The following is a 15692-nucleotide window of genomic DNA, read 5'->3' on the forward strand; positions in this document are numbered from 1 at the left end:
ATAAATCACCGATCAAGTTCGAGATGATAAACCGTAAATTAGTGACAGAACCTCTCCACTAAATAAGGGCAAGTCCACATGACATAGTCTCCGAGGTCGAGGCGAATGAAGCCAGCCTCAGATCCCTCGCGCACGGGCTTGGACTGGATGACCTTGTTGCCGTCCAATGCCCACCAGATGGCGTCAAGGATCGAAGTCTTGCCCTGCCCGTTCTTCCCGGTGATTTCAACGAGGTTGCCCTCTGGCTTAATCTCAACGGCAACGAGCTTCTTTATGTTCTCGGCCTGAAAAGAGATGACTTTCATTATATGAACCTCAAGTTTCTTGCTGCTTCCGGCCTTCCGCAATGAACCCTTCGCGGACGGTGTCTCTGAGGCGGCGCCATCTTCGGACGCATGCCTGTTCCGGGGTTTCCCGGACCTTCTTCCCCTTGACGGTGACCTCCATGCAGGAGCCGTAACCGCCGCGGATGAACTGCTTGTAGAGCTCGAAGCCAGCCTGAATTTCCCACTCGTCATTCATCGGGAAGCCGCATGTCGTGGGCGAGAGAAACCACTCCTGCCTCGTGGATCAGATCCTTCTGCTCTGTCGTGAGCGGGAGGCCCTGATGCCAGGCGCGAATAGCGACTTCCATCTCCGCGCGTCGGTCGGACGCACGTTGTGCTGCATTCAGAATGTTGGTGTTCATTTTGTCGGCTCGAAATCTACGCTATGAATGACATAATACTATACGCATCGTATGTGTCAACAAATAAAATACGAAACGTATTGACGGAGCGCAAAAAAAAGGAACATAAAGAAAAGGCCCCGCTGCATCTAGCAAATGCACGGGGCCGCGACTGGAGAGATTATTCGTTTAGCCGACGAGGAAATCCAGTGACGATTGAATATCATACGTCACGTATTTCCTCAAGACAAAATGAATGAACCGTCCAGTCTGCTGCAAGGTATGACGGAAACCGGTTCGGCCGTGCAGTAGATGATTGAGCAAGGAACGGGATTCGATCTGGCTCAAAGGGTTTCTGGCGGCGAAAGCTGGTGGTCTGCCCTGATCGGCGTGAGTGCTCACGAAAAAGAGGCCAAGATGGTAAGGCGAGCAAATGCGCCGTTACCTGTGGGATAAGCGGCGGTCGGCTCGGTCGGGCATGGACTACCCCTCCTACTCCAGGAGCCCTTCCATGTTATTCATGGCGGGGTTCTTGGTCTGTGGGAGTCACGACGATCTCTCCATCGAGCATAGACGGTGAATCTATATAGAATCGTAAAGTAGATTGGTTTCTGGGTATGAGCCTATGGAGTGCTCAAGCCTTTAATATTATTGCTAAAATGTCATTCCAAAAAAATGCATGGCGAAACGAAGAAAAACGAAAGCTGGCGCGTCACAGCATAGTCACCTTCGCCTTAACCCGTCCGACAATCGGCACGTCCAAGGCACTCCGTTCATAGCCTTCATATCGAGGGTTACGACCGGTTACTCGAACGAGCGGAGTTCCTTCAGAAGGAAGGACTTCGACCATCTTGATCGCAACTGCATCACCATCATACACAGCGAATGCTCCGGGAGGAGTTGGACGAGTGTCGTTCGTGTCGATGATGACGCGGTCACCCGGAAAGAGTGAGCCAGGAGCGGTCGGATTATACGGATCGTACATATAATCGCCGACAATCTCCATGACACGCGCGCAGTCATTGTGAATATCAAGACCGACTTCGAGGAAGTCCTTCGGCATATCCCAAAACTCATCGAGGTTTGTGGATTTGATAAGTTCTGCCGCGTTGGATTTCGCCTTCAAACGAGCGGCCTGCCCTTCGTCATCGGCTGGATCGGCCAATGGGGCGGTCCCGAATAGCAGCCACGCAGGGTCAACGCCGTAATGCTTTGCGTATAAGAGGGCGTCCTTATCAAATCCGCGTGTGCCATTTTCATGCGCTGTGTATGTGACAACCTTCACGCCCATGCTACGGGCGGCATCCGTTGCCGACTTATACCCAGCGTTTACTCGTGCCACCTTGAGGCGATGGAACGGCTCTTCTTGATGCATAACGAAGTCTCCTGACAAATTAAATACGTTTCGTATTTACCATAGCCAATTCGCATTGTATTACATATCCAACACGGAGTGAATAACAATGCGAGATAACACTACCAAATTTCACGACATCCTGACCCGATACAAACAAGTTATGGCGGAAGTTGAGCAGCTTACCCTGACTGGTCGTCAGATAAAGTTCGTCCGCAATGAGCTTGGTGAAAGCCAGATGGCATTCGCCAAGCGTATTGGAAGCACGCAGGTTTCCGTCTTCAGAGCAGAAGAAAAAGACGGAAAACTTTGCACGGGTCTCATTGTCCTCACCTGCCTTGCGGCAGCGGAGGAGCTCGGGTTCGACATTCCGAGTGATGAGACTTTGCGTGATCCTGTTGGGGAGTGAGCCCCGATGGTTGGCACAGGCAACCTGATTTGGACCGCTGAACTCGATCGAGAACTGCGGTCCCTCGTACGCAAAAATACTCCTACTCGTACTATTGCCCACCTCCTTGGTGTGCACCGGATACAGGTGATCCGACGCATCAAGAAGCTTGAGCTAACTGCTGATAATGCAGGCGAAAAAGTATTCGAGGCTCCTCCTCATATCCAGAGTTACAAGACATCCCGCAGGGGATTTTACGTACCTCCTCATCAGGAGGCGGCTTACTACGACCTCCTGAAATCAGGGGTCTCGATAGACGAGGCGCGAAAGCGTCTCAAAATTAAGAAGCAACCTAAATAGAGGTGCATGATGATGACCAGAGACCACAACACCAAGACTGAACAGGAGCTCTACGAAGAGCAGAAGTTCCTCGAAGGCTTCGCAAACCTGAAGAGCATGGAGTCGGATATGGCCGGCACCAAGGGTGACATGAACGCCGAATACAAGCGGCTGAAGGATCTCGGCTGGTCCAAGAAGGACTACGATTTTGCCAAGTCCCTCGAGGACAAGGACGTCGGTCAGGTTATTGCCGACTTCGAACGCAAGCTCCGTATCGCCCGCATGTTCGGTCACCAGCTTGGCCGCCAGCTCGACATCCTCGACAAGGATCGGACACCGCAGGAAGACCGGGCCTACGACGAAGGCTTCGCAGCCGGGCGCCGTCGCAAGAGCGCGACCAACCCGTACCAGCCGGGCTCGCAGGAGTTCCAGAACTGGCAGAAGGGCCTGAATGACGGCACCGAGCTCGCCAATAAGGATCTCTCCTCAGCTGTGAGCGAGCAAGCGCCAGACTGATCCAGCCTACCGCATTCAACCCGGCAATAATGCCAACAGAAGGAAAATGAAATGAACACTTTGGTTTTTAATCTCCGTGACCGTGTCAAGCTCGCTGAAAGCGGAGAGACTGGCGAGATCATCGGCCGCGCTGAATACACCTACACCGAACCGCATTACCTGATCCGCTATAAGGCTGGCGACGGACGTCAGGTGGAAACCTGGTGGGGCGAGAGCGCTCTTCGCGCTGCCTGATCTATCAATACGACCCGGCATTCATGCCACATGAGAGATAAGCCCGGCGCTAAGGCGCCGCGGCTCACCGGTAAGACCGGATACCTCACCCAATCATACTGAAAGGTTCTCGCGATGGTTTCGTCACCACGCGGACGACCTCGGATTCCATGGTGAGACCATGGCTAAGGGGCGTCTTTCGAAGTTCCAGCAGTCCAAACTGGACGCAGCATTTGCCCGAGCCGACAGGGAGTCGGCGCTGAAGAAGCAGGGCGGCAAGTGCATCTACTGTCTCGATCCGCTGACAGTCAAACAGGTAACCCGCGAGCACATCAAGCCGCGGTCGGCCGGAGGTCTCGATAGCAAGGACAACATCGCGGCAGCGTGTGCTCCCTGCAACCGCCTCAAGGGTTCAACGCCATACGGAAAATTCATGCGGCTCATCAGCGAGCCGAGGTCCGGCGAACCCATCAAGTACCGCCTCGTCTGGTTCTCCAGACAGCTCAACAAACGAATAGCACTGATGGAAAAGCGCGTGATGCGCGCCGTCGGGAGGAAAGAATGACCGTCACCGCATCTGGATATGACCTGAAGAAGAACGAGCTTTACGAAACAGAGGCGTGGGCGACAGAAGCCCTGCTCAACTACTTTCCCGTGCGCGGATACAACGTTTGGGAATCAGCGGCCGGAAATCACAAGATGGCTGACGTGCTGAGGGCCAACGGGGCGGAGGTCTACACCTCTGACATCGAGACTTACTACCGCGAACACGACGAGATCTTCGACTTCCTGTCTGACCGGGATGATTACGAGGTCTACGACTCCATCGTCACCAACCCACCTTACGGCAAGCAGAACCGTACTGCGGTCAAGTTTGCAGAGAAGGCGCTGGCGCGTTGCGCTGGCAATGTGGCGCTGCTCCTGACAGCGAAGTTCGACAGCGGCAAGACCCGCAAACATTTGTTCGCTGACAACCCACGCTTCCTCGCAAAGATCGTTCTCGTCGATCGCATTAGCTGGGAAGGCAACGGCCAGACAGGGACCGAAGACCATGCTTGGTACGTCTGGGGGCCGAAACCTCTGTTCCCTGCCCCGGCCCGTCTTCTCTATGCGGAGCGACCGGCATGAGCGATTCACCCGGAAGCTACCTTGTTATCGATCCGGGCCGGTCAATGGGCTTTGCTTATTGTCTGGCCGGTGGAGAGAACATCCGCCACGGCACCTGGAAGTTCAATCAGAAGAGCGCGGGAGAGGCATATGCCACCTTCGTTCAGTACCTGAAGCGCACGCTGAGCGCCCTGCCCGACCCGCTCGTTGGCATAGAGCTGATGACCATCGTCGATCACGGCACCCCCGGTGGCAAGTCAGCCATCGATGCGCAGCAGGTCATCTTCTCTTCGGGCTGGCCCACCCATGCACAGACTCTGTGCCACACGATGGGGCTGCGGGAGCCGCAGTTCATAGCGATCTCGACATGGCGCTCGAAGACACACGGCAAGCTCCGCGTGCCTGACACCATGAAGAAGGCCAAGCAGGCCGAAAGATCCAAGTGGTTCAAGCTGCAGGCGAAAACGTACTGCGACAAGAACGGATGGTCTTACTCGACTGAGGATGAGGCGGAAGCGCTGTGCATGCTCGACGCCCTCCGCATCATGAATGAACCGGACCACGCCTTTGATCGCGGACGGTCTTTCCAGCAGGAGAATTTCCTATGAGCAATCCAATCAAGCCGGTGATGCGCGTCACTCCAGAGCAGGAACAGGCGATCCGCGATGCGGTTCACCGACATCTGGTCCACGCCACGAACCGCGCCTGCGCGGAGACCGGCATCTCTGGGATGGTTTTCGTTCTGGTCGGCGTCAGCACGTTCCTCGAGGAGCTGACCGAAGTTAGTGCGACTGCTGCGGTGGATTACTTCCGCGCTCTCGCCGATATGTACGACGGCACGCTCAGCAAGGACGTGCGCTCGGAAGCCGATGCTCGTCGTTCCACTGCGGTGGCAGCGATATTTGCCAACCTCGATCTGTATATGGCGGGGGCACAGGGTAATGCGTGAGAGAGTTAGCGGCCGGTTTACCGACAGCTTCCTCGAAGATCTGCGAGAACGCATCCCAATATCGGAAGTCATTCGGACCCGCGCCAGCGTCGACAACAAGAAGAGCAAGCCGAACCGTGGAGATTATTGGTTCTGCTGCCCCTTCCACGGTGAAAACCGCCCATCGTTCCACTGTGAGGATCGCAAGGGACGCTACCATTGCTTCGGCTGCGGCGTTACCGGCAACCATTTCAAGTTCCTCATGGAATTGGACGGCGTTTCATTCCCTCGGGCGGTGGAAATGGTGGCCTCTCTCGCCGGGGTTAATCTCCCCGGCAGGGAAGAGACCGAGAAGGAACGCCGCGAGCGATTCCAGCGTGAACAAGACCGCAAAAAGCGCGACGAGCAGCGCGCCCGGCAAGATCAGAAAGACATGGAGAGGAAGACGGAAACGGTTCGCTCCATCTGGGCAGAAGCAAAGCCGATAGCCGGCACACTGGCTGAGGAATACCTCCGGTCTCGTTCGATCGAGCTGGCAGACTTCCCGGAAGGGACAGAATGGATGCCAAGCCTCCGGTTTCATCCGGGGCTTTCGCTTCAAGGAGCAAAGCACCCTGCCCTGATTGGCGGCGTGCAGAACAAGGACCGCAAGCTGATCGCCATCTGGCGAATCTTCCTTCAGCCGAATGGCAAGGCCCTCGTGAATGAGGACGGCCGGAAGGTGAAGCTCGGTCTCGGTCCTGCAAATGGCGGGGCCGTGCGGTTGGGGCCGGTAACGGAGACGCTGCGGCTGACGGAAGGCATCGAGACAGGTCTCGGGGTAGCGCTCCTGTCCAGCAAGCCAGCTTCTGTGTGGGCCACGTTGTCCACCTCGGGAATGATGGGGTTGGAGATCCCAGAAGGCGTCAAGCGCCTTGAGATCTACGCGGATGGAGACAGGCATCGCCTGCACCAGAGGACCGGAGAGATCGTGGATCCACCCGGAATAGCCGCGGCCAAGAAACTTCAGAAGAGGGCCAGAGAGGCTGGCCTCGAAGCAGTGATTTATGCGTCCCCGGAGCCTGATGACTGGCTCGACGTGTGGACCTTGAGGAAGAACGATGAGCAACGAATCCGTAACGTCCAATACCTATAGCAACATCAAGATCGAGCAGCTTATCCTCGGCGCCATCCTCCTGGACGAAGCCAACTACTGGAACATCCAGGAGCTGATGAACATGGAGATGTTCGCATCGAACGATCATCAGAAGATCTTCGCTGTGATCTATGAGCTGGCAAGTGATGGTCGAGCCGTGCGCGTTCCCATCGTGGCAGGCCGTCTCGGCTCGCTGAGCAACGATCAAGACCCGGACGCCTATCTGTCCATGCTCCTGCACGTTGCCAGCCGTGAAGAAGAGCTGCCTCTTTCAGACTATGCCTATGAGCTGCGCAAGACAGCCAGCCGCCGCAAGATCAAGGCACTGGCCGAAGGAATCCTGAAGTCGGCCAACGACATCAACCTCGACCCTGATCAGATCATCGACCGCGCATCCGAGCGCCTTGCCGATATGTCGCGCAACGCCGCCATTGAGCATGAAGCCAGCGTGTCGAGCACGATCCGACAGATCTATACATCTGCGACACAGCACGGAAGCGGCATGGCATTGCGCCCTTGCCTCAAGGGGCTGGAACAGATGGTCGGGCTCTTCCCGCAGGGATCGCTGGTTTTGTGGGGCGGTAACCCCGGCTCGGGCAAGACGGCAGCGGCGATGCAGCAAATGCTGTTCTCTTCCGTCTCCCACCCAACGTCTCTCTTCGAGCTGGAGATGGACAACATGGCGCTGGTCGCGCGCTCGGTGGCCGGGCAGACCGGCGTCTCCATGCGCGACATCCTGCGCGGCATCGACGAGAAGCAGATGGAATCTCTCATGCAGGCGGAGAAGTTTTTCCAAGACCGCAAGCTGACCATTGTGTCGCCGTCGAAGATGACCATCCAGCAGATCCGCAGCCGAGCCTTCGCTCACAAGCGTAAGTTCGGCCTTGATCTTCTCTGCGTCGATCACTTGAAGCTGGTCGATCGTGTAACGAAGAACCGCATGGACCCGGTCGAACGCGCATATGAAAACGCTCGTGATCTCAAGGCATTGGCGAAGGATCTTAACTGCGTTGTGATCGGCCTCTGCCAGTTCACCAAGGCAGCTCGTCAGAAGGAGCATCCGGAGCCTGAGATGGAAGACTTCTACGGTGGCTCGCTCGAAGAACACGCGGACATCATGCTCGCCAACTTCAACCGATACGACTGGCTGAAGAAAAACCCACCCTCTTCCAACGGAAAAGGCCGGGAGAAGTGGGACTCAGACCTCGAGGTTTCGAGAGGGAAGATTGAAATCTACAAGCTGAAGGACCGCTTTGGGTCGCCGCGCGACAGGCACATCTTCGATTGGGATGGGAAGCTTACCCTGTTCAAGGATCAGGTCACACAGACCACCTTGTGGGAAGACACGGCAGGGATGTGAGGTCAGTCATGAACCAGTTTGAAACGTACACGCAGAAGCAGTTCAGCGGCGGGTTCAAAGCCTTCCTGCGGACGTCAATGGACGGCGAAGCCAAGCCCATTCTCGGGGTCGGAGGCAAGCCGCAGATCTTCCCGACAAGGGAGAGCGCACTCGAAGCTTTGAACAAGCACCTTGTCCGCTACGTCAACGGCCATCTCCACCGGTTCGGTGAAATAGCCGGAGCCGAGATGGCTAAAGCGGAAGGCGCGTTCAAGGAATCGGTGAGACAGAAGGGCAAGACCCGCACGATTTCAGTAACCTACAAAGGACGGGCAAAGCGATGCGCAAAGAAGAAACCTTGAAGATTATCAAGCACTCCGATCGCGATGTTTATGTGGCGTGGGTGCTGTGGGTCATCGGAATGTCGGAGCGGAGCATAGCCACCGTCCTGATGAAAAGGCCGAAACAAATATCTGGATTGGTCACCCGCTCCCCTTACGCCAACCGCTCAGCCATGACAGATTCAGAGCGAAGCAAAGCACTGAGCGAGTTGCTGGGGATCCGGGAGCAGGACGACGGAACGCTTACCGATGGCGGGCTTCTCGACCGGATACCAATGAAGATTATCCCGCTGCGTGGTTCGCAGAGGAAGGGCGCAAGGAGTCGGACATGACTGCCAGCAAGAGACTGATGGGCCGGCTGAAGGCAGCGAAGGAACAAGCGAGCGAAACGCTCAAGCCAGGTGTCCTTCCACTGGTCGCCTTCTATGGTCGAGGCGAGGAGCTCGATGAGCAGCGCTCGCGGATGTATGAAATGATTGGCAGGGTGATGGCATCCGACACGCTAGGAGATGACGTCGTCGCCACTATGCCGGAGCGCCGGTCATTCCTCGATGTAAGAGACGCCGTTACGATTCTTAATGCGCAGGCCAGCCCCATCGAATTTCTGGTATCGAATGGGGAAATGGAATTGGGACCGGACGAAGATGGAATGGGCGGTGTGCGGTTTCACACCGCCATTCGCTTTAGGGATCTCGTTCAGGGAGCGCAGGTCAAGGTGCTGAAGTCAGCCAACCTTGAAGGAACAGGCGGCGGAGGCTTCGGCCCGACGGACATCGTCAGTTATCAGGTGGACTGTCGCAAGATCCTGCAACGACTGAAGAGTGCCATCGGTGACGAGTGGGTTTACCAGATGCTCGAGGCGGTTGTCGTTATGGATGAATGGCTTGATCTATGGCCGGAAAGCCGGAAGGCAGACAAGCGAGGGACCAAGCGGAAGCAGAGACTGAAGACGATTCTCGCCCTGCATTACGGTCTGGATAAGGTAGGGAAGCAGCTCGGCTATATGAACAACGCTGCTTTCAAACAGCGCTGGCATCGTGACGTACCGGAGATGCCTCCGTCAGTTCGGCGTCGTAGTCGGGAGTCCAGGGCTGCAAACCAGCTCGCCTTGCTGACATCGCAAGGCGCTCGGTCAAGGTGAGCTCGCGCTTACCATTGAAAGTAAGGCTCGCCGTGACCGAGTTCTGGATGCCAATCGTGTTGGCTGCTGCGGTTATCTGCTTCTGATTGAAGCCCATACGAATGACCCAGACTCGGAAGTGATTGATTGCCGTTTTCATGAGCTCTCTCGATATTCTTCTGTGATTTCTTCTGCGACACGGAAGTTGTCGTCGTTCAATTTCATAAGCTTGACCAGTACATGGGCGGAGTGCGGGATGTCCTGCTCTCCGTCCAGCCATTTCATGACCCGGTGCTGAGGAACGCCAACGATCTCAGCGAAGTAGGTAGGTGTGATGTCAACCTCATCGAGCAATACAGCAAGCTCGGCTCCAGTAAGGCGACGGTAGCCGCCAGCCTTGCGGGTATCGATGGTCCGGCTGTCGTAGAGACGGATCACCGCTTCCATTGCTGCAACGTACGCTTGCTGTTCCGTGTCGAAGAATTGGATGTTGCCATCCCTACCCCGCACGAGATCGGGGATCAGTCCGGGTAATGAAAATTGTCCGGTGAAGCGGTCACCCTTGGGTAGCGCCTTGGCGATAAGCTTCGATGATGGTTTCTGCGACATGGGAATCCCTCGTTGTTACTGACTCACACTTACCCTCTTATCCCACCTTCGGCCAAGTCGGTCTGTCGTAGCGGCCGGTTTTCTTACGTCCGTTCTTCCAGACCGAGATGAACCCGGTGTTCACGTTTGTGCCCACGTCCGAGAAGGAATTGGGCGGTAGATCAGTCCATTCTGCGCCCATGTCTTCCATCATCTTGCGGAAGGCTATGGACTTGGCGGTCTGCCGGAACTCAGTCCCGGCCGACATGATGGCGACGAGCTGCCCGTCCGGCTTGAGGAACTGGATGGCATGCACGACGTGGTCGATGTCCCGTTCCCGGTCGAAGGGCGGGTTCATGACTACTCTGTCATAGAGGCGAGACGAATCCGGCCGGAGCGACAGGAAATCGGCGCAGACTACGCGGCCGTAGACGCCCTGTGCCTCGAGTTGGTGAGCTAGGTGCGGCTGCACCTCTACACAGTCGACCACATTGTCCATGCGGTACTGATCTATGTAGCGGTCGCGGCCGCCGGACCATTTATCGAGGGCAGCCGGGGTGCTAAGGCAGCGTCGGGCAAGGTTGCCGGTCCCGGCCGACGGCTCAAGGATGTGTATCTGGGGCTCGTCCTTTCGCTGGAGCAGGCGTACATGGCTGATAACCTTTTCGGCAGTCGCGTCTGACGTGGGGTAGAATCCGAAGTAGCGAGCCGGTGTGGTCTTGATGTTCTTGAGAGGATCTTCCTCCTTCGTCATCCCGTCGCCGATCACCTCGCCGTAGTGGTCGGCCAGGATCTCATTGACCTTCTTCACCAGATCTTTGCGGCTGAACCAGAGATGGGCGTTGCCGTTCTTGAAGATACGGACCTTGAAGTATTCGGAAACCACCTCAAACTGCACTGCTTGATTCCATTTCCCTGGGTTCTCGCGGTTGATCTTTTCGACGATGCCCGCATAGCTGGCCTTCGCTGACTTGCCGTCGAGCACGAGGAACGTTCGCTCTACATCGGTCAGCATATCTGCGCGATCACCATACAGATGCGTGCTGCTGCGCAGCAGGTAATCGATGATCATGCGCGAGCCGACCTTGAATCCGTCGTGCGAACGGAAGCGACGGTCCAACTTCGTGAAGACATTGACGATGCCGCGCCGAAAGATCATCTCGGCATCACCTTGGAATCGCTCGAGCGTGGCGTAGATGTTCTCCGGGGTGACGGGCGGCAGCATGCGGTCGATCTCATCCTGATTGATGATCTCACCATTGCGGCCGGTGCGCTCCGGGACATACTTCATCTGGTCGCGCAGCTCGTTCTTGGCCTGCATGTCCATGAGCTGTTCGATGCCAGCGATGTCGATGACGTGGGTCCATACGGTAACGTCGATGAGACGGCGCGCGGTGCGCAGATAGCGGTCACGGTCAGGCAGGTTGACGGCCCGGAAGAACTCCTTGACTTCCTCGGCGCCGTCGTAATGGCGGCTCGGCTTACCGGGAGAAGCGGCCTCCCACATCAAGCCTGCCTTCGTGACGGCGGTCGATGCTTCGGCTATTTTCTCAAATGCTTCTTCGTACAAACGAATTGCTTCATCGCGATAAGCGCAGAGTTGTTCGATCGTTGCAGTGGGTACGAGTGTGCTCACTTCAATCTCCGTGGTTGCCATGTTTGGCGGGATGATGGACGGGGCACCGAAGTGCCCCGCTTGTTGTGTGTGGATTATGGGTTAGTGGCGGCCACCCTTTCCGCCACCGCCATTACCGCCTCCGTTTCCATTGCCGCCACCGCCATTGCCGTGACCATTGCCACCACTGTTGCCATGGCCGTTACCGTTACCGTTGCCATTGCCGTTGTTGTGGCCGCCGTTACCAGAACCTGGACCGGAGCCGTTGTTGTTTCCGCCACCATTGCCGTGGTTGCCGCCGTTGCCATTGCCATTACCTGGGCCGTTGCCGGTGTGGTCTCCGCCATTGTGGCCGCCGTTGTTACCGCCGGAGCCGGTGTCGCCACCATTATCCCCTCCGTTGTCGCCACCGTTGTTCCCGCCAGTGTCACCGCCGCCGCCGTTGTCACCTCCGCCGGTATTGCCACCGGTGTCGCCGCCGCCGTTGTCGCTGCCGCCTCCGGTGTTACCGCCGGTATCCCCGCCAGTGTTTCCACCGTTGTTCCCACCGGTATCCCCGCCAGTGTTTCCACCGTTGTTCCCACCGGTATCACCGCCGGAGTTACCACCAGTATCGCCACCGGAATTGCCGGAACCGCCAGTGTTTCCACCCGTAGAACCGCCAGTGCTGCCGGAGTTCGAACCGCTGTTGCTGCCGCCACCAGAGTTGCCGGCATTGCTGGAGCCGCCGGAGTTGTCGTTGCCGGCAGTGCCGCTGGTTCCACCGGTATTGCCGCCAGCATTGGCGCTGGATTCTCCGCCGCTGGCTGCACCGTTATCGCCCGAGGAGCTCTTGGCGCCTGGGGTGCGGTCGCCACCGGAGTGTTCGATAACCCGCACGCTGCTCGGAAGATCGCGGCAACCCTGAAGCCACTTCATAAGCGTGGCACTGCCGGTGCAGCCATCGGAAGCAAGGGCAGACGAGGTCGAAAGAGCGAGGGATGCGATGAAGATGATGCTAAACTTTTTCATATTGTTCTCCGTTGAAAAAGGGCAACACGCCCCGATATGGCGCCCCGAGAGGAGCGCCATCGCAGTGGGTGTTGAGGTGTGACGGAGGGTGGTTAGATGCGCGTCGGCATCTGAACGAAGGTCAGGTAATCATCGTCCGAGTTGCGGATGACGACCGGATCTCCAGCGCCCATGAGCATGAACTTCGCTTCACCATCGACGTGCGAAAGGATGTCGATCAGGTATTGGGCGTTGAATCCGATCTCCAGCGACCGCTCGTTCTCAATCGAGACATCGACGGATGCTTCACCGAAGTCGACATCACGACACGTGAGAGAGGCTATCCCCCGCAGGAAGTTGACCGAGACCGAGCCGCCCTTTGAAGGGAGAACCGCGCTGGCCTGCTTGACGCCGTCAATGAAGGAAGCCGGATAGATCGTGGCGTGGTGATCGTTGTTCATAGGGATGACGCGGGTGTAATCCGGGAATTGTCCGTCGATGACCTTGCTGTCCACGGTCTCGTCCTCGCCGACAGTGAACCGAACGCCGGTCTTGCAAACCGTGATCATCGTTTCTTCCGGGCAGCCCTTGCGCTTGAGGAGCCGCATCAGTTCAACAATTGTCTTGCGAGGGATGATGACAGCGGGGATACCGTTTGCGCCTTCTGGCGCAGGCATCTCATATCGAGCCAGCCGGTGGCCGTCCGTGGCGACGAAGGTGATGTGGTGCGAGTTCTCGATGACGTGCATATACACGCCGTTGAGATAGTACCGCGTCTCTTCCGTGGAGATAGCGAACTGGACCTTGTTGAGAATTTTGAGCAGCGTGGCTGACGGCAGCGTGAACGTATGGTTTGACTCGTTCAATCGGCCCCGGAAGGCGTGGCTTTCGGGGAAATCTTCGACCGGGATGTCCTGATTCAATGTCAGGTTCAGCTTCCCGATGTTGGCGGTGAGCTTCTTCTGTGACATGGCGAAGTTGATGGCCGGAGCATCCTTCACCTTATCCATTGTGGCTTTGAGCTTGTGAGCATCGACCAGAGCAGTGAAATCCTTGGATACATTGCCCGGCACAAAGGTCGTGGTGCAGATGTCAAGGTCAGTGCCGAGAACATAGACGCCATTCGTCGTCGCCTTGATGAGGACGGTATCGAGAACGGGGGTGATGTTGCGACGTTCGACGATCTTGCAGGCGTTCTCAATAGCCTTCCTGAAAACCGAGTAGTCCAGAGAAGCAGTCGAAACAGTGGCGGTGACGTTGTCGATATTGCTCATGGTATAGATCTCCGTGGGGTCGCATGATTGCGAGGGGGTAGAAAAGAAAAGGCCGGGCGAATGACCCGGCCTTTGGTGTGTTTATGAGGAGTGTGTTACTGCCGTTGGACAGGAGCCATCGACCAGAACATCGAGCCAATCCAGCCGATAAGTGTCCACCCGAAAGCTGTATTGATAATCAATATAGCCCACGAGTCTGGTCGTCCGTGGCGAAAAGCAAAGATCGTCGGCATGAAATAGAAGAAGAGAATGATTCCAACAGCGATGATGTTGAATGGTGAATGGAAAAAGCCTTCTTCCATTTGAGCCTCCCTTGCCCGCTAATACTTCGTGGGGAATTGGATAACCTGATACGCAACCACTTCCCGTTGCATGGAACTCAACATCATAGGGTCGTGAGTTTCAAGAAGTTTTCGCAGTCTCTCCGCCATATCTGATGCAGCGCGGCCAGGGTTGTCGGCTTCAACGACACACTTCAGGCTGATCTGAACGATGAAATCCGGCATGGCATCACATCAATGACGTTGCGACATGGCATGCCAGTTTCGACCGGTAAGCGAGCGCCGCTGCAGCCCGAAGGGCATACAGAGCGTCGTCTGTGTCGGTGATGGCTTCGGCCAGCCCTTCCTTATCGCGGCCGTAGACCGTGAAGAACTGCGCGACCCCGCCGGACTGGTTCCCATTGATGTAGGTTTCGTTGTCCTCCGGGTCGTTCTCATTAACGCAGCCGGCCAGTTCGAGGTGTGTGAACTGCGACCAGTCCGGCTCTTTGTAATCAGTGCAGCAATTAAAAAGCTCGTCGGGCCTCTCGGGTGTCATAGCCTTATCCTTTTGCATACTTGCGAGGTTAAATGTCTCGACGAATACCGAGGAAGACTGGAAATCGTGGTGCCCCGTGAGTTCCGACGCCTTGAAATTTGAAGGTAACCTTCAGACCAATGAGGCTGTCACGTTCTGCCCAGAGCTGGTCACGCTGTGCCTGGCTGAAGCCAGTGCCGAGTTCAAAGCGGACGCCTTGCCATTCGCAGGCCAGCGCACCAAGGGTTCCCTTCGGAATCATGCCAGCCTTGTGGCTGGAGCGTTCGGTGTGGCCGAGTGCGTTGACGGTGGCTTCGTTGCCATTCTCCATCTGCTCGACGGTGCCGAGGATGACCGCCTCGTCGTCGGAGAACCGCTTGACCTTGAGAAGGATTCCTTCACGGGTGGTCGACCGGCCGAACTTATAGATGCTGTTCGGCTTGCGAAGCATCACGCCTTCCCACCCCTCTTCGTCAACGCAGCGCTGCTCGTATGCGTCAAGCTCCTCCAGCGAAGTGATCGTGTCAGGCAGGAGTGGAGACATATTCGAGTGATAGATCGCAGCCATGTCGATGATGCGCTTGCTGTAAGCTTCATCCGGCTCGGAGAATTTGTCGAAGGCAACCAATTTGAACTCGGGCTCGCCATCCTTCCGCATCACCTTGGATTGCACGGTGTTGAAGTCATCGCGCTTGCCGTCGGTGAAGGTGAGTATCTCACCGTCGAGTCCGACGAGGACCGGGCTGGATAAGATGGTGCGGATGTGCTCGTTCGGTATGGGTTTCAGCGACCGGGTCACCGCGCCATCCCGCATAATCAGGCAGCGGATACCGTCGATCTTCGGGGTGGCGTAGTAAGGAAATTTCAAAAGGGCGACGTCAGCCGTCGCCGCGAGAAGCGGCTTGAACATATCGTTCTCCAGTGGGTGCAAAGTTGCGGGTTAGTCCTTGGTGCATACAGCCTTGGCGGCTAATCGCTGT

The 15692-nt window shown here is 56.6% G+C and carries 23 protein-coding genes and 2 pseudogenes; 15 read left to right on the top strand and 10 right to left on the bottom strand.

The annotated features are described in order from the left end of the window. Nucleotides 1-38: 38 nt before the first annotated feature. The 4 genes from FIB18_RS24720 to FIB18_RS03150 form a co-directional block, all read right to left on the bottom strand. Nucleotides 39-305: an ATP-binding protein gene (locus tag FIB18_RS24720; protein ID WP_158295679.1), complete on the bottom strand. Its 267-nt coding sequence runs from the start codon at nt 303-305 to the stop codon at nt 39-41. Nucleotides 306-315: 10 nt separating this feature from the next. Beyond that, a complete protein-coding gene (locus FIB18_RS24725; protein ID WP_158295680.1) occupies nt 316-522 on the bottom strand; it encodes a hypothetical protein in 207 nt (68 codons plus the stop codon). Beyond that, nucleotides 515-688, bottom strand: a complete 174-nt coding sequence (locus FIB18_RS24730; protein ID WP_158295681.1) for a hypothetical protein — start codon at nt 686-688, stop codon at nt 515-517. Before FIB18_RS24730 ends, FIB18_RS24725 begins: the two co-directional genes overlap by 8 nt. A 691-nt stretch (nt 689-1379) precedes the next feature. Next, entirely contained in the window at nt 1380-2042 is a 663-nt protein-coding gene (locus FIB18_RS03150; RefSeq protein WP_140019406.1) for a LexA family transcriptional regulator, read from the bottom strand. Nucleotides 2043-2130: 88 nt separating this feature from the next. On the opposite strand from FIB18_RS03150, the gene FIB18_RS03155 reads away from it, so the two are divergent. From FIB18_RS03155 to FIB18_RS03215, 14 genes and pseudogenes are all read left to right on the top strand, one after another. Beyond that, on the top strand, nt 2131-2430 hold the full coding sequence (locus FIB18_RS03155) for a hypothetical protein (protein ID WP_140019407.1): 300 nt from the start codon (nt 2131-2133) through the stop codon (nt 2428-2430). A gap of 6 nt (nt 2431-2436) precedes the next feature. Next, nucleotides 2437-2769, top strand: a complete 333-nt coding sequence (locus FIB18_RS03160) for an AsnC family protein (RefSeq protein WP_140019408.1) — start codon at nt 2437-2439, stop codon at nt 2767-2769. Between the two features lie 9 nt (nt 2770-2778). Next, the gene (locus FIB18_RS03165; protein WP_140019409.1) at nt 2779-3264 is read left to right on the top strand and encodes a hypothetical protein; all 486 of its coding nucleotides are present in this window, start codon (nt 2779-2781) and stop codon (nt 3262-3264) included. Between the two features lie 51 nt (nt 3265-3315). Continuing rightward, nucleotides 3316-3498: a hypothetical protein gene (locus FIB18_RS03170; protein WP_140019410.1), complete on the top strand. Its 183-nt coding sequence runs from the start codon at nt 3316-3318 to the stop codon at nt 3496-3498. 160 nt (nt 3499-3658) lie between these two features. Then, nucleotides 3659-4042 (top strand): HNH endonuclease, encoded by a 384-nt coding sequence (locus tag FIB18_RS03175; protein WP_109369053.1) that lies wholly within the window; start codon nt 3659-3661, stop codon nt 4040-4042. Then, complete coding sequence (locus tag FIB18_RS03180; RefSeq protein WP_140019411.1) at nt 4039-4605, top strand: TRM11 family methyltransferase; 567 nt, start codon at nt 4039-4041, stop codon at nt 4603-4605. Before FIB18_RS03175 ends, FIB18_RS03180 begins: the two co-directional genes overlap by 4 nt. Continuing rightward, nucleotides 4602-5192 carry a hypothetical protein gene (locus FIB18_RS03185; protein WP_140019412.1) on the top strand — a complete coding sequence of 197 codons (591 nt, stop codon included), beginning with the start codon at nt 4602-4604 and terminating at the stop codon, nt 5190-5192. Before FIB18_RS03180 ends, FIB18_RS03185 begins: the two co-directional genes overlap by 4 nt. Further along, entirely contained in the window at nt 5189-5533 is a 345-nt protein-coding gene (locus FIB18_RS03190; protein WP_140019413.1) for a hypothetical protein, read from the top strand. Before FIB18_RS03185 ends, FIB18_RS03190 begins: the two co-directional genes overlap by 4 nt. After that, nucleotides 5526-5847, top strand: a pseudogene (locus tag FIB18_RS25115) (CHC2 zinc finger domain-containing protein); the annotation flags it as partial. The gene FIB18_RS03190 and the pseudogene FIB18_RS25115, both read left to right, overlap by 8 nt. 116 nt (nt 5848-5963) lie before the next feature. Next, nucleotides 5964-6647: pseudogene (locus tag FIB18_RS25525) on the top strand (DUF7146 domain-containing protein); the annotation flags it as partial. Beyond that, entirely contained in the window at nt 6613-8007 is a 1395-nt protein-coding gene (locus FIB18_RS03200) for a DnaB-like helicase C-terminal domain-containing protein (RefSeq protein WP_140019414.1), read from the top strand. The pseudogene FIB18_RS25525 and the gene FIB18_RS03200, both read left to right, overlap by 35 nt. A gap of 8 nt (nt 8008-8015) precedes the next feature. Further along, nucleotides 8016-8348 carry a hypothetical protein gene (locus tag FIB18_RS03205; RefSeq protein WP_109369047.1) on the top strand — a complete coding sequence of 111 codons (333 nt, stop codon included), beginning with the start codon at nt 8016-8018 and terminating at the stop codon, nt 8346-8348. Further along, entirely contained in the window at nt 8327-8659 is a 333-nt protein-coding gene (locus FIB18_RS03210) for a hypothetical protein (protein ID WP_140019415.1), read from the top strand. The genes FIB18_RS03205 and FIB18_RS03210 overlap by 22 nt, the downstream gene beginning before the upstream one ends. Further along, nucleotides 8656-9468, top strand: a complete 813-nt coding sequence (locus FIB18_RS03215) for a hypothetical protein (RefSeq protein WP_109369045.1) — start codon at nt 8656-8658, stop codon at nt 9466-9468. Before FIB18_RS03210 ends, FIB18_RS03215 begins: the two co-directional genes overlap by 4 nt. Nucleotides 9469-9603: 135 nt before the next feature. On the opposite strand, the gene FIB18_RS03220 is transcribed toward FIB18_RS03215, so the two are convergent. Continuing rightward, the gene (locus FIB18_RS03220; protein ID WP_109369044.1) at nt 9604-10056 is read right to left on the bottom strand and encodes a hypothetical protein; all 453 of its coding nucleotides are present in this window, start codon (nt 10054-10056) and stop codon (nt 9604-9606) included. A gap of 37 nt (nt 10057-10093) precedes the next feature. Then, nucleotides 10094-11671 (bottom strand): DUF4942 domain-containing protein, encoded by a 1578-nt coding sequence (locus FIB18_RS03225; RefSeq protein WP_158295683.1) that lies wholly within the window; start codon nt 11669-11671, stop codon nt 10094-10096. A gap of 84 nt (nt 11672-11755) precedes the next feature. Here FIB18_RS03225 and FIB18_RS03230 point away from each other — a divergent pair, with 84 nt between their 5' ends. Continuing rightward, complete coding sequence (locus tag FIB18_RS03230; RefSeq protein ID WP_158295684.1) at nt 11756-12676, top strand: hypothetical protein; 921 nt, start codon at nt 11756-11758, stop codon at nt 12674-12676. A 77-nt stretch (nt 12677-12753) separates the two neighbouring features. On the opposite strand, the gene dnaN is transcribed toward FIB18_RS03230, so the two are convergent. The 4 genes from dnaN to FIB18_RS03250 form a co-directional block, all read right to left on the bottom strand. Beyond that, nucleotides 12754-13914: a DNA polymerase III subunit beta gene (gene dnaN, locus FIB18_RS03235; protein WP_140019417.1), complete on the bottom strand. Its 1161-nt coding sequence runs from the start codon at nt 13912-13914 to the stop codon at nt 12754-12756. Nucleotides 13915-14009: 95 nt separating this feature from the next. Beyond that, on the bottom strand, nt 14010-14216 hold the full coding sequence (locus tag FIB18_RS03240) for a superinfection immunity protein (protein ID WP_140019418.1): 207 nt from the start codon (nt 14214-14216) through the stop codon (nt 14010-14012). A 208-nt stretch (nt 14217-14424) separates the two neighbouring features. Continuing rightward, a complete protein-coding gene (locus FIB18_RS03245; protein WP_140019419.1) occupies nt 14425-14733 on the bottom strand; it encodes a hypothetical protein in 309 nt (102 codons plus the stop codon). A gap of 28 nt (nt 14734-14761) precedes the next feature. Further along, entirely contained in the window at nt 14762-15622 is an 861-nt protein-coding gene (locus tag FIB18_RS03250; protein WP_140019420.1) for a hypothetical protein, read from the bottom strand. Nucleotides 15623-15692: the final 70 nt, after the last annotated feature.

Origin of the sequence: Brucella pecoris (assembly GCF_006376675.1) — a bacterium.
In the GTDB taxonomy this organism is placed as follows: Bacteria; Pseudomonadota; Alphaproteobacteria; order Rhizobiales; family Rhizobiaceae; genus Brucella; species Brucella pecoris.

Excerpts from the sequence above, each read along its gene's own strand:
- FIB18_RS03160 (WP_140019408.1), top strand. The coding sequence starts at position 2,437 with ATGGTTGGCACAGGCAACCTGATTTGGACCGCTGAACTCGATCGAGAA.
- FIB18_RS24720 (WP_158295679.1), bottom strand. The coding sequence starts at position 305 with ATGAAAGTCATCTCTTTTCAGGCCGAGAACATAAAGAAGCTCGTTGCC.
- FIB18_RS03220 (WP_109369044.1), bottom strand. The coding sequence starts at position 10,056 with ATGTCGCAGAAACCATCATCGAAGCTTATCGCCAAGGCGCTACCCAAG.
- FIB18_RS03250 (WP_140019420.1), bottom strand. The coding sequence starts at position 15,622 with ATGTTCAAGCCGCTTCTCGCGGCGACGGCTGACGTCGCCCTTTTGAAA.
- FIB18_RS03245 (WP_140019419.1), bottom strand. The coding sequence starts at position 14,733 with ATGACACCCGAGAGGCCCGACGAGCTTTTTAATTGCTGCACTGATTAC.
- FIB18_RS03200 (WP_140019414.1), top strand. The coding sequence starts at position 6,613 with ATGAGCAACGAATCCGTAACGTCCAATACCTATAGCAACATCAAGATC.
- FIB18_RS24730 (WP_158295681.1), bottom strand. The coding sequence starts at position 688 with ATGAACACCAACATTCTGAATGCAGCACAACGTGCGTCCGACCGACGC.
- FIB18_RS03190 (WP_140019413.1), top strand. The coding sequence starts at position 5,189 with ATGAGCAATCCAATCAAGCCGGTGATGCGCGTCACTCCAGAGCAGGAA.
- FIB18_RS24725 (WP_158295680.1), bottom strand. The coding sequence starts at position 522 with ATGAATGACGAGTGGGAAATTCAGGCTGGCTTCGAGCTCTACAAGCAG.
- FIB18_RS03170 (WP_140019410.1), top strand. The coding sequence starts at position 3,316 with ATGAACACTTTGGTTTTTAATCTCCGTGACCGTGTCAAGCTCGCTGAA.
- FIB18_RS03155 (WP_140019407.1), top strand. The coding sequence starts at position 2,131 with ATGCGAGATAACACTACCAAATTTCACGACATCCTGACCCGATACAAA.
- FIB18_RS03210 (WP_140019415.1), top strand. The coding sequence starts at position 8,327 with ATGCGCAAAGAAGAAACCTTGAAGATTATCAAGCACTCCGATCGCGAT.
- FIB18_RS03215 (WP_109369045.1), top strand. The coding sequence starts at position 8,656 with ATGACTGCCAGCAAGAGACTGATGGGCCGGCTGAAGGCAGCGAAGGAA.
- FIB18_RS03205 (WP_109369047.1), top strand. The coding sequence starts at position 8,016 with ATGAACCAGTTTGAAACGTACACGCAGAAGCAGTTCAGCGGCGGGTTC.
- FIB18_RS03180 (WP_140019411.1), top strand. The coding sequence starts at position 4,039 with ATGACCGTCACCGCATCTGGATATGACCTGAAGAAGAACGAGCTTTAC.
- FIB18_RS03150 (WP_140019406.1), bottom strand. The coding sequence starts at position 2,042 with ATGCATCAAGAAGAGCCGTTCCATCGCCTCAAGGTGGCACGAGTAAAC.
- FIB18_RS03240 (WP_140019418.1), bottom strand. The coding sequence starts at position 14,216 with ATGGAAGAAGGCTTTTTCCATTCACCATTCAACATCATCGCTGTTGGA.
- FIB18_RS03175 (WP_109369053.1), top strand. The coding sequence starts at position 3,659 with ATGGCTAAGGGGCGTCTTTCGAAGTTCCAGCAGTCCAAACTGGACGCA.
- FIB18_RS03165 (WP_140019409.1), top strand. The coding sequence starts at position 2,779 with ATGATGACCAGAGACCACAACACCAAGACTGAACAGGAGCTCTACGAA.
- dnaN (WP_140019417.1), bottom strand. The coding sequence starts at position 13,914 with ATGAGCAATATCGACAACGTCACCGCCACTGTTTCGACTGCTTCTCTG.
- FIB18_RS03185 (WP_140019412.1), top strand. The coding sequence starts at position 4,602 with ATGAGCGATTCACCCGGAAGCTACCTTGTTATCGATCCGGGCCGGTCA.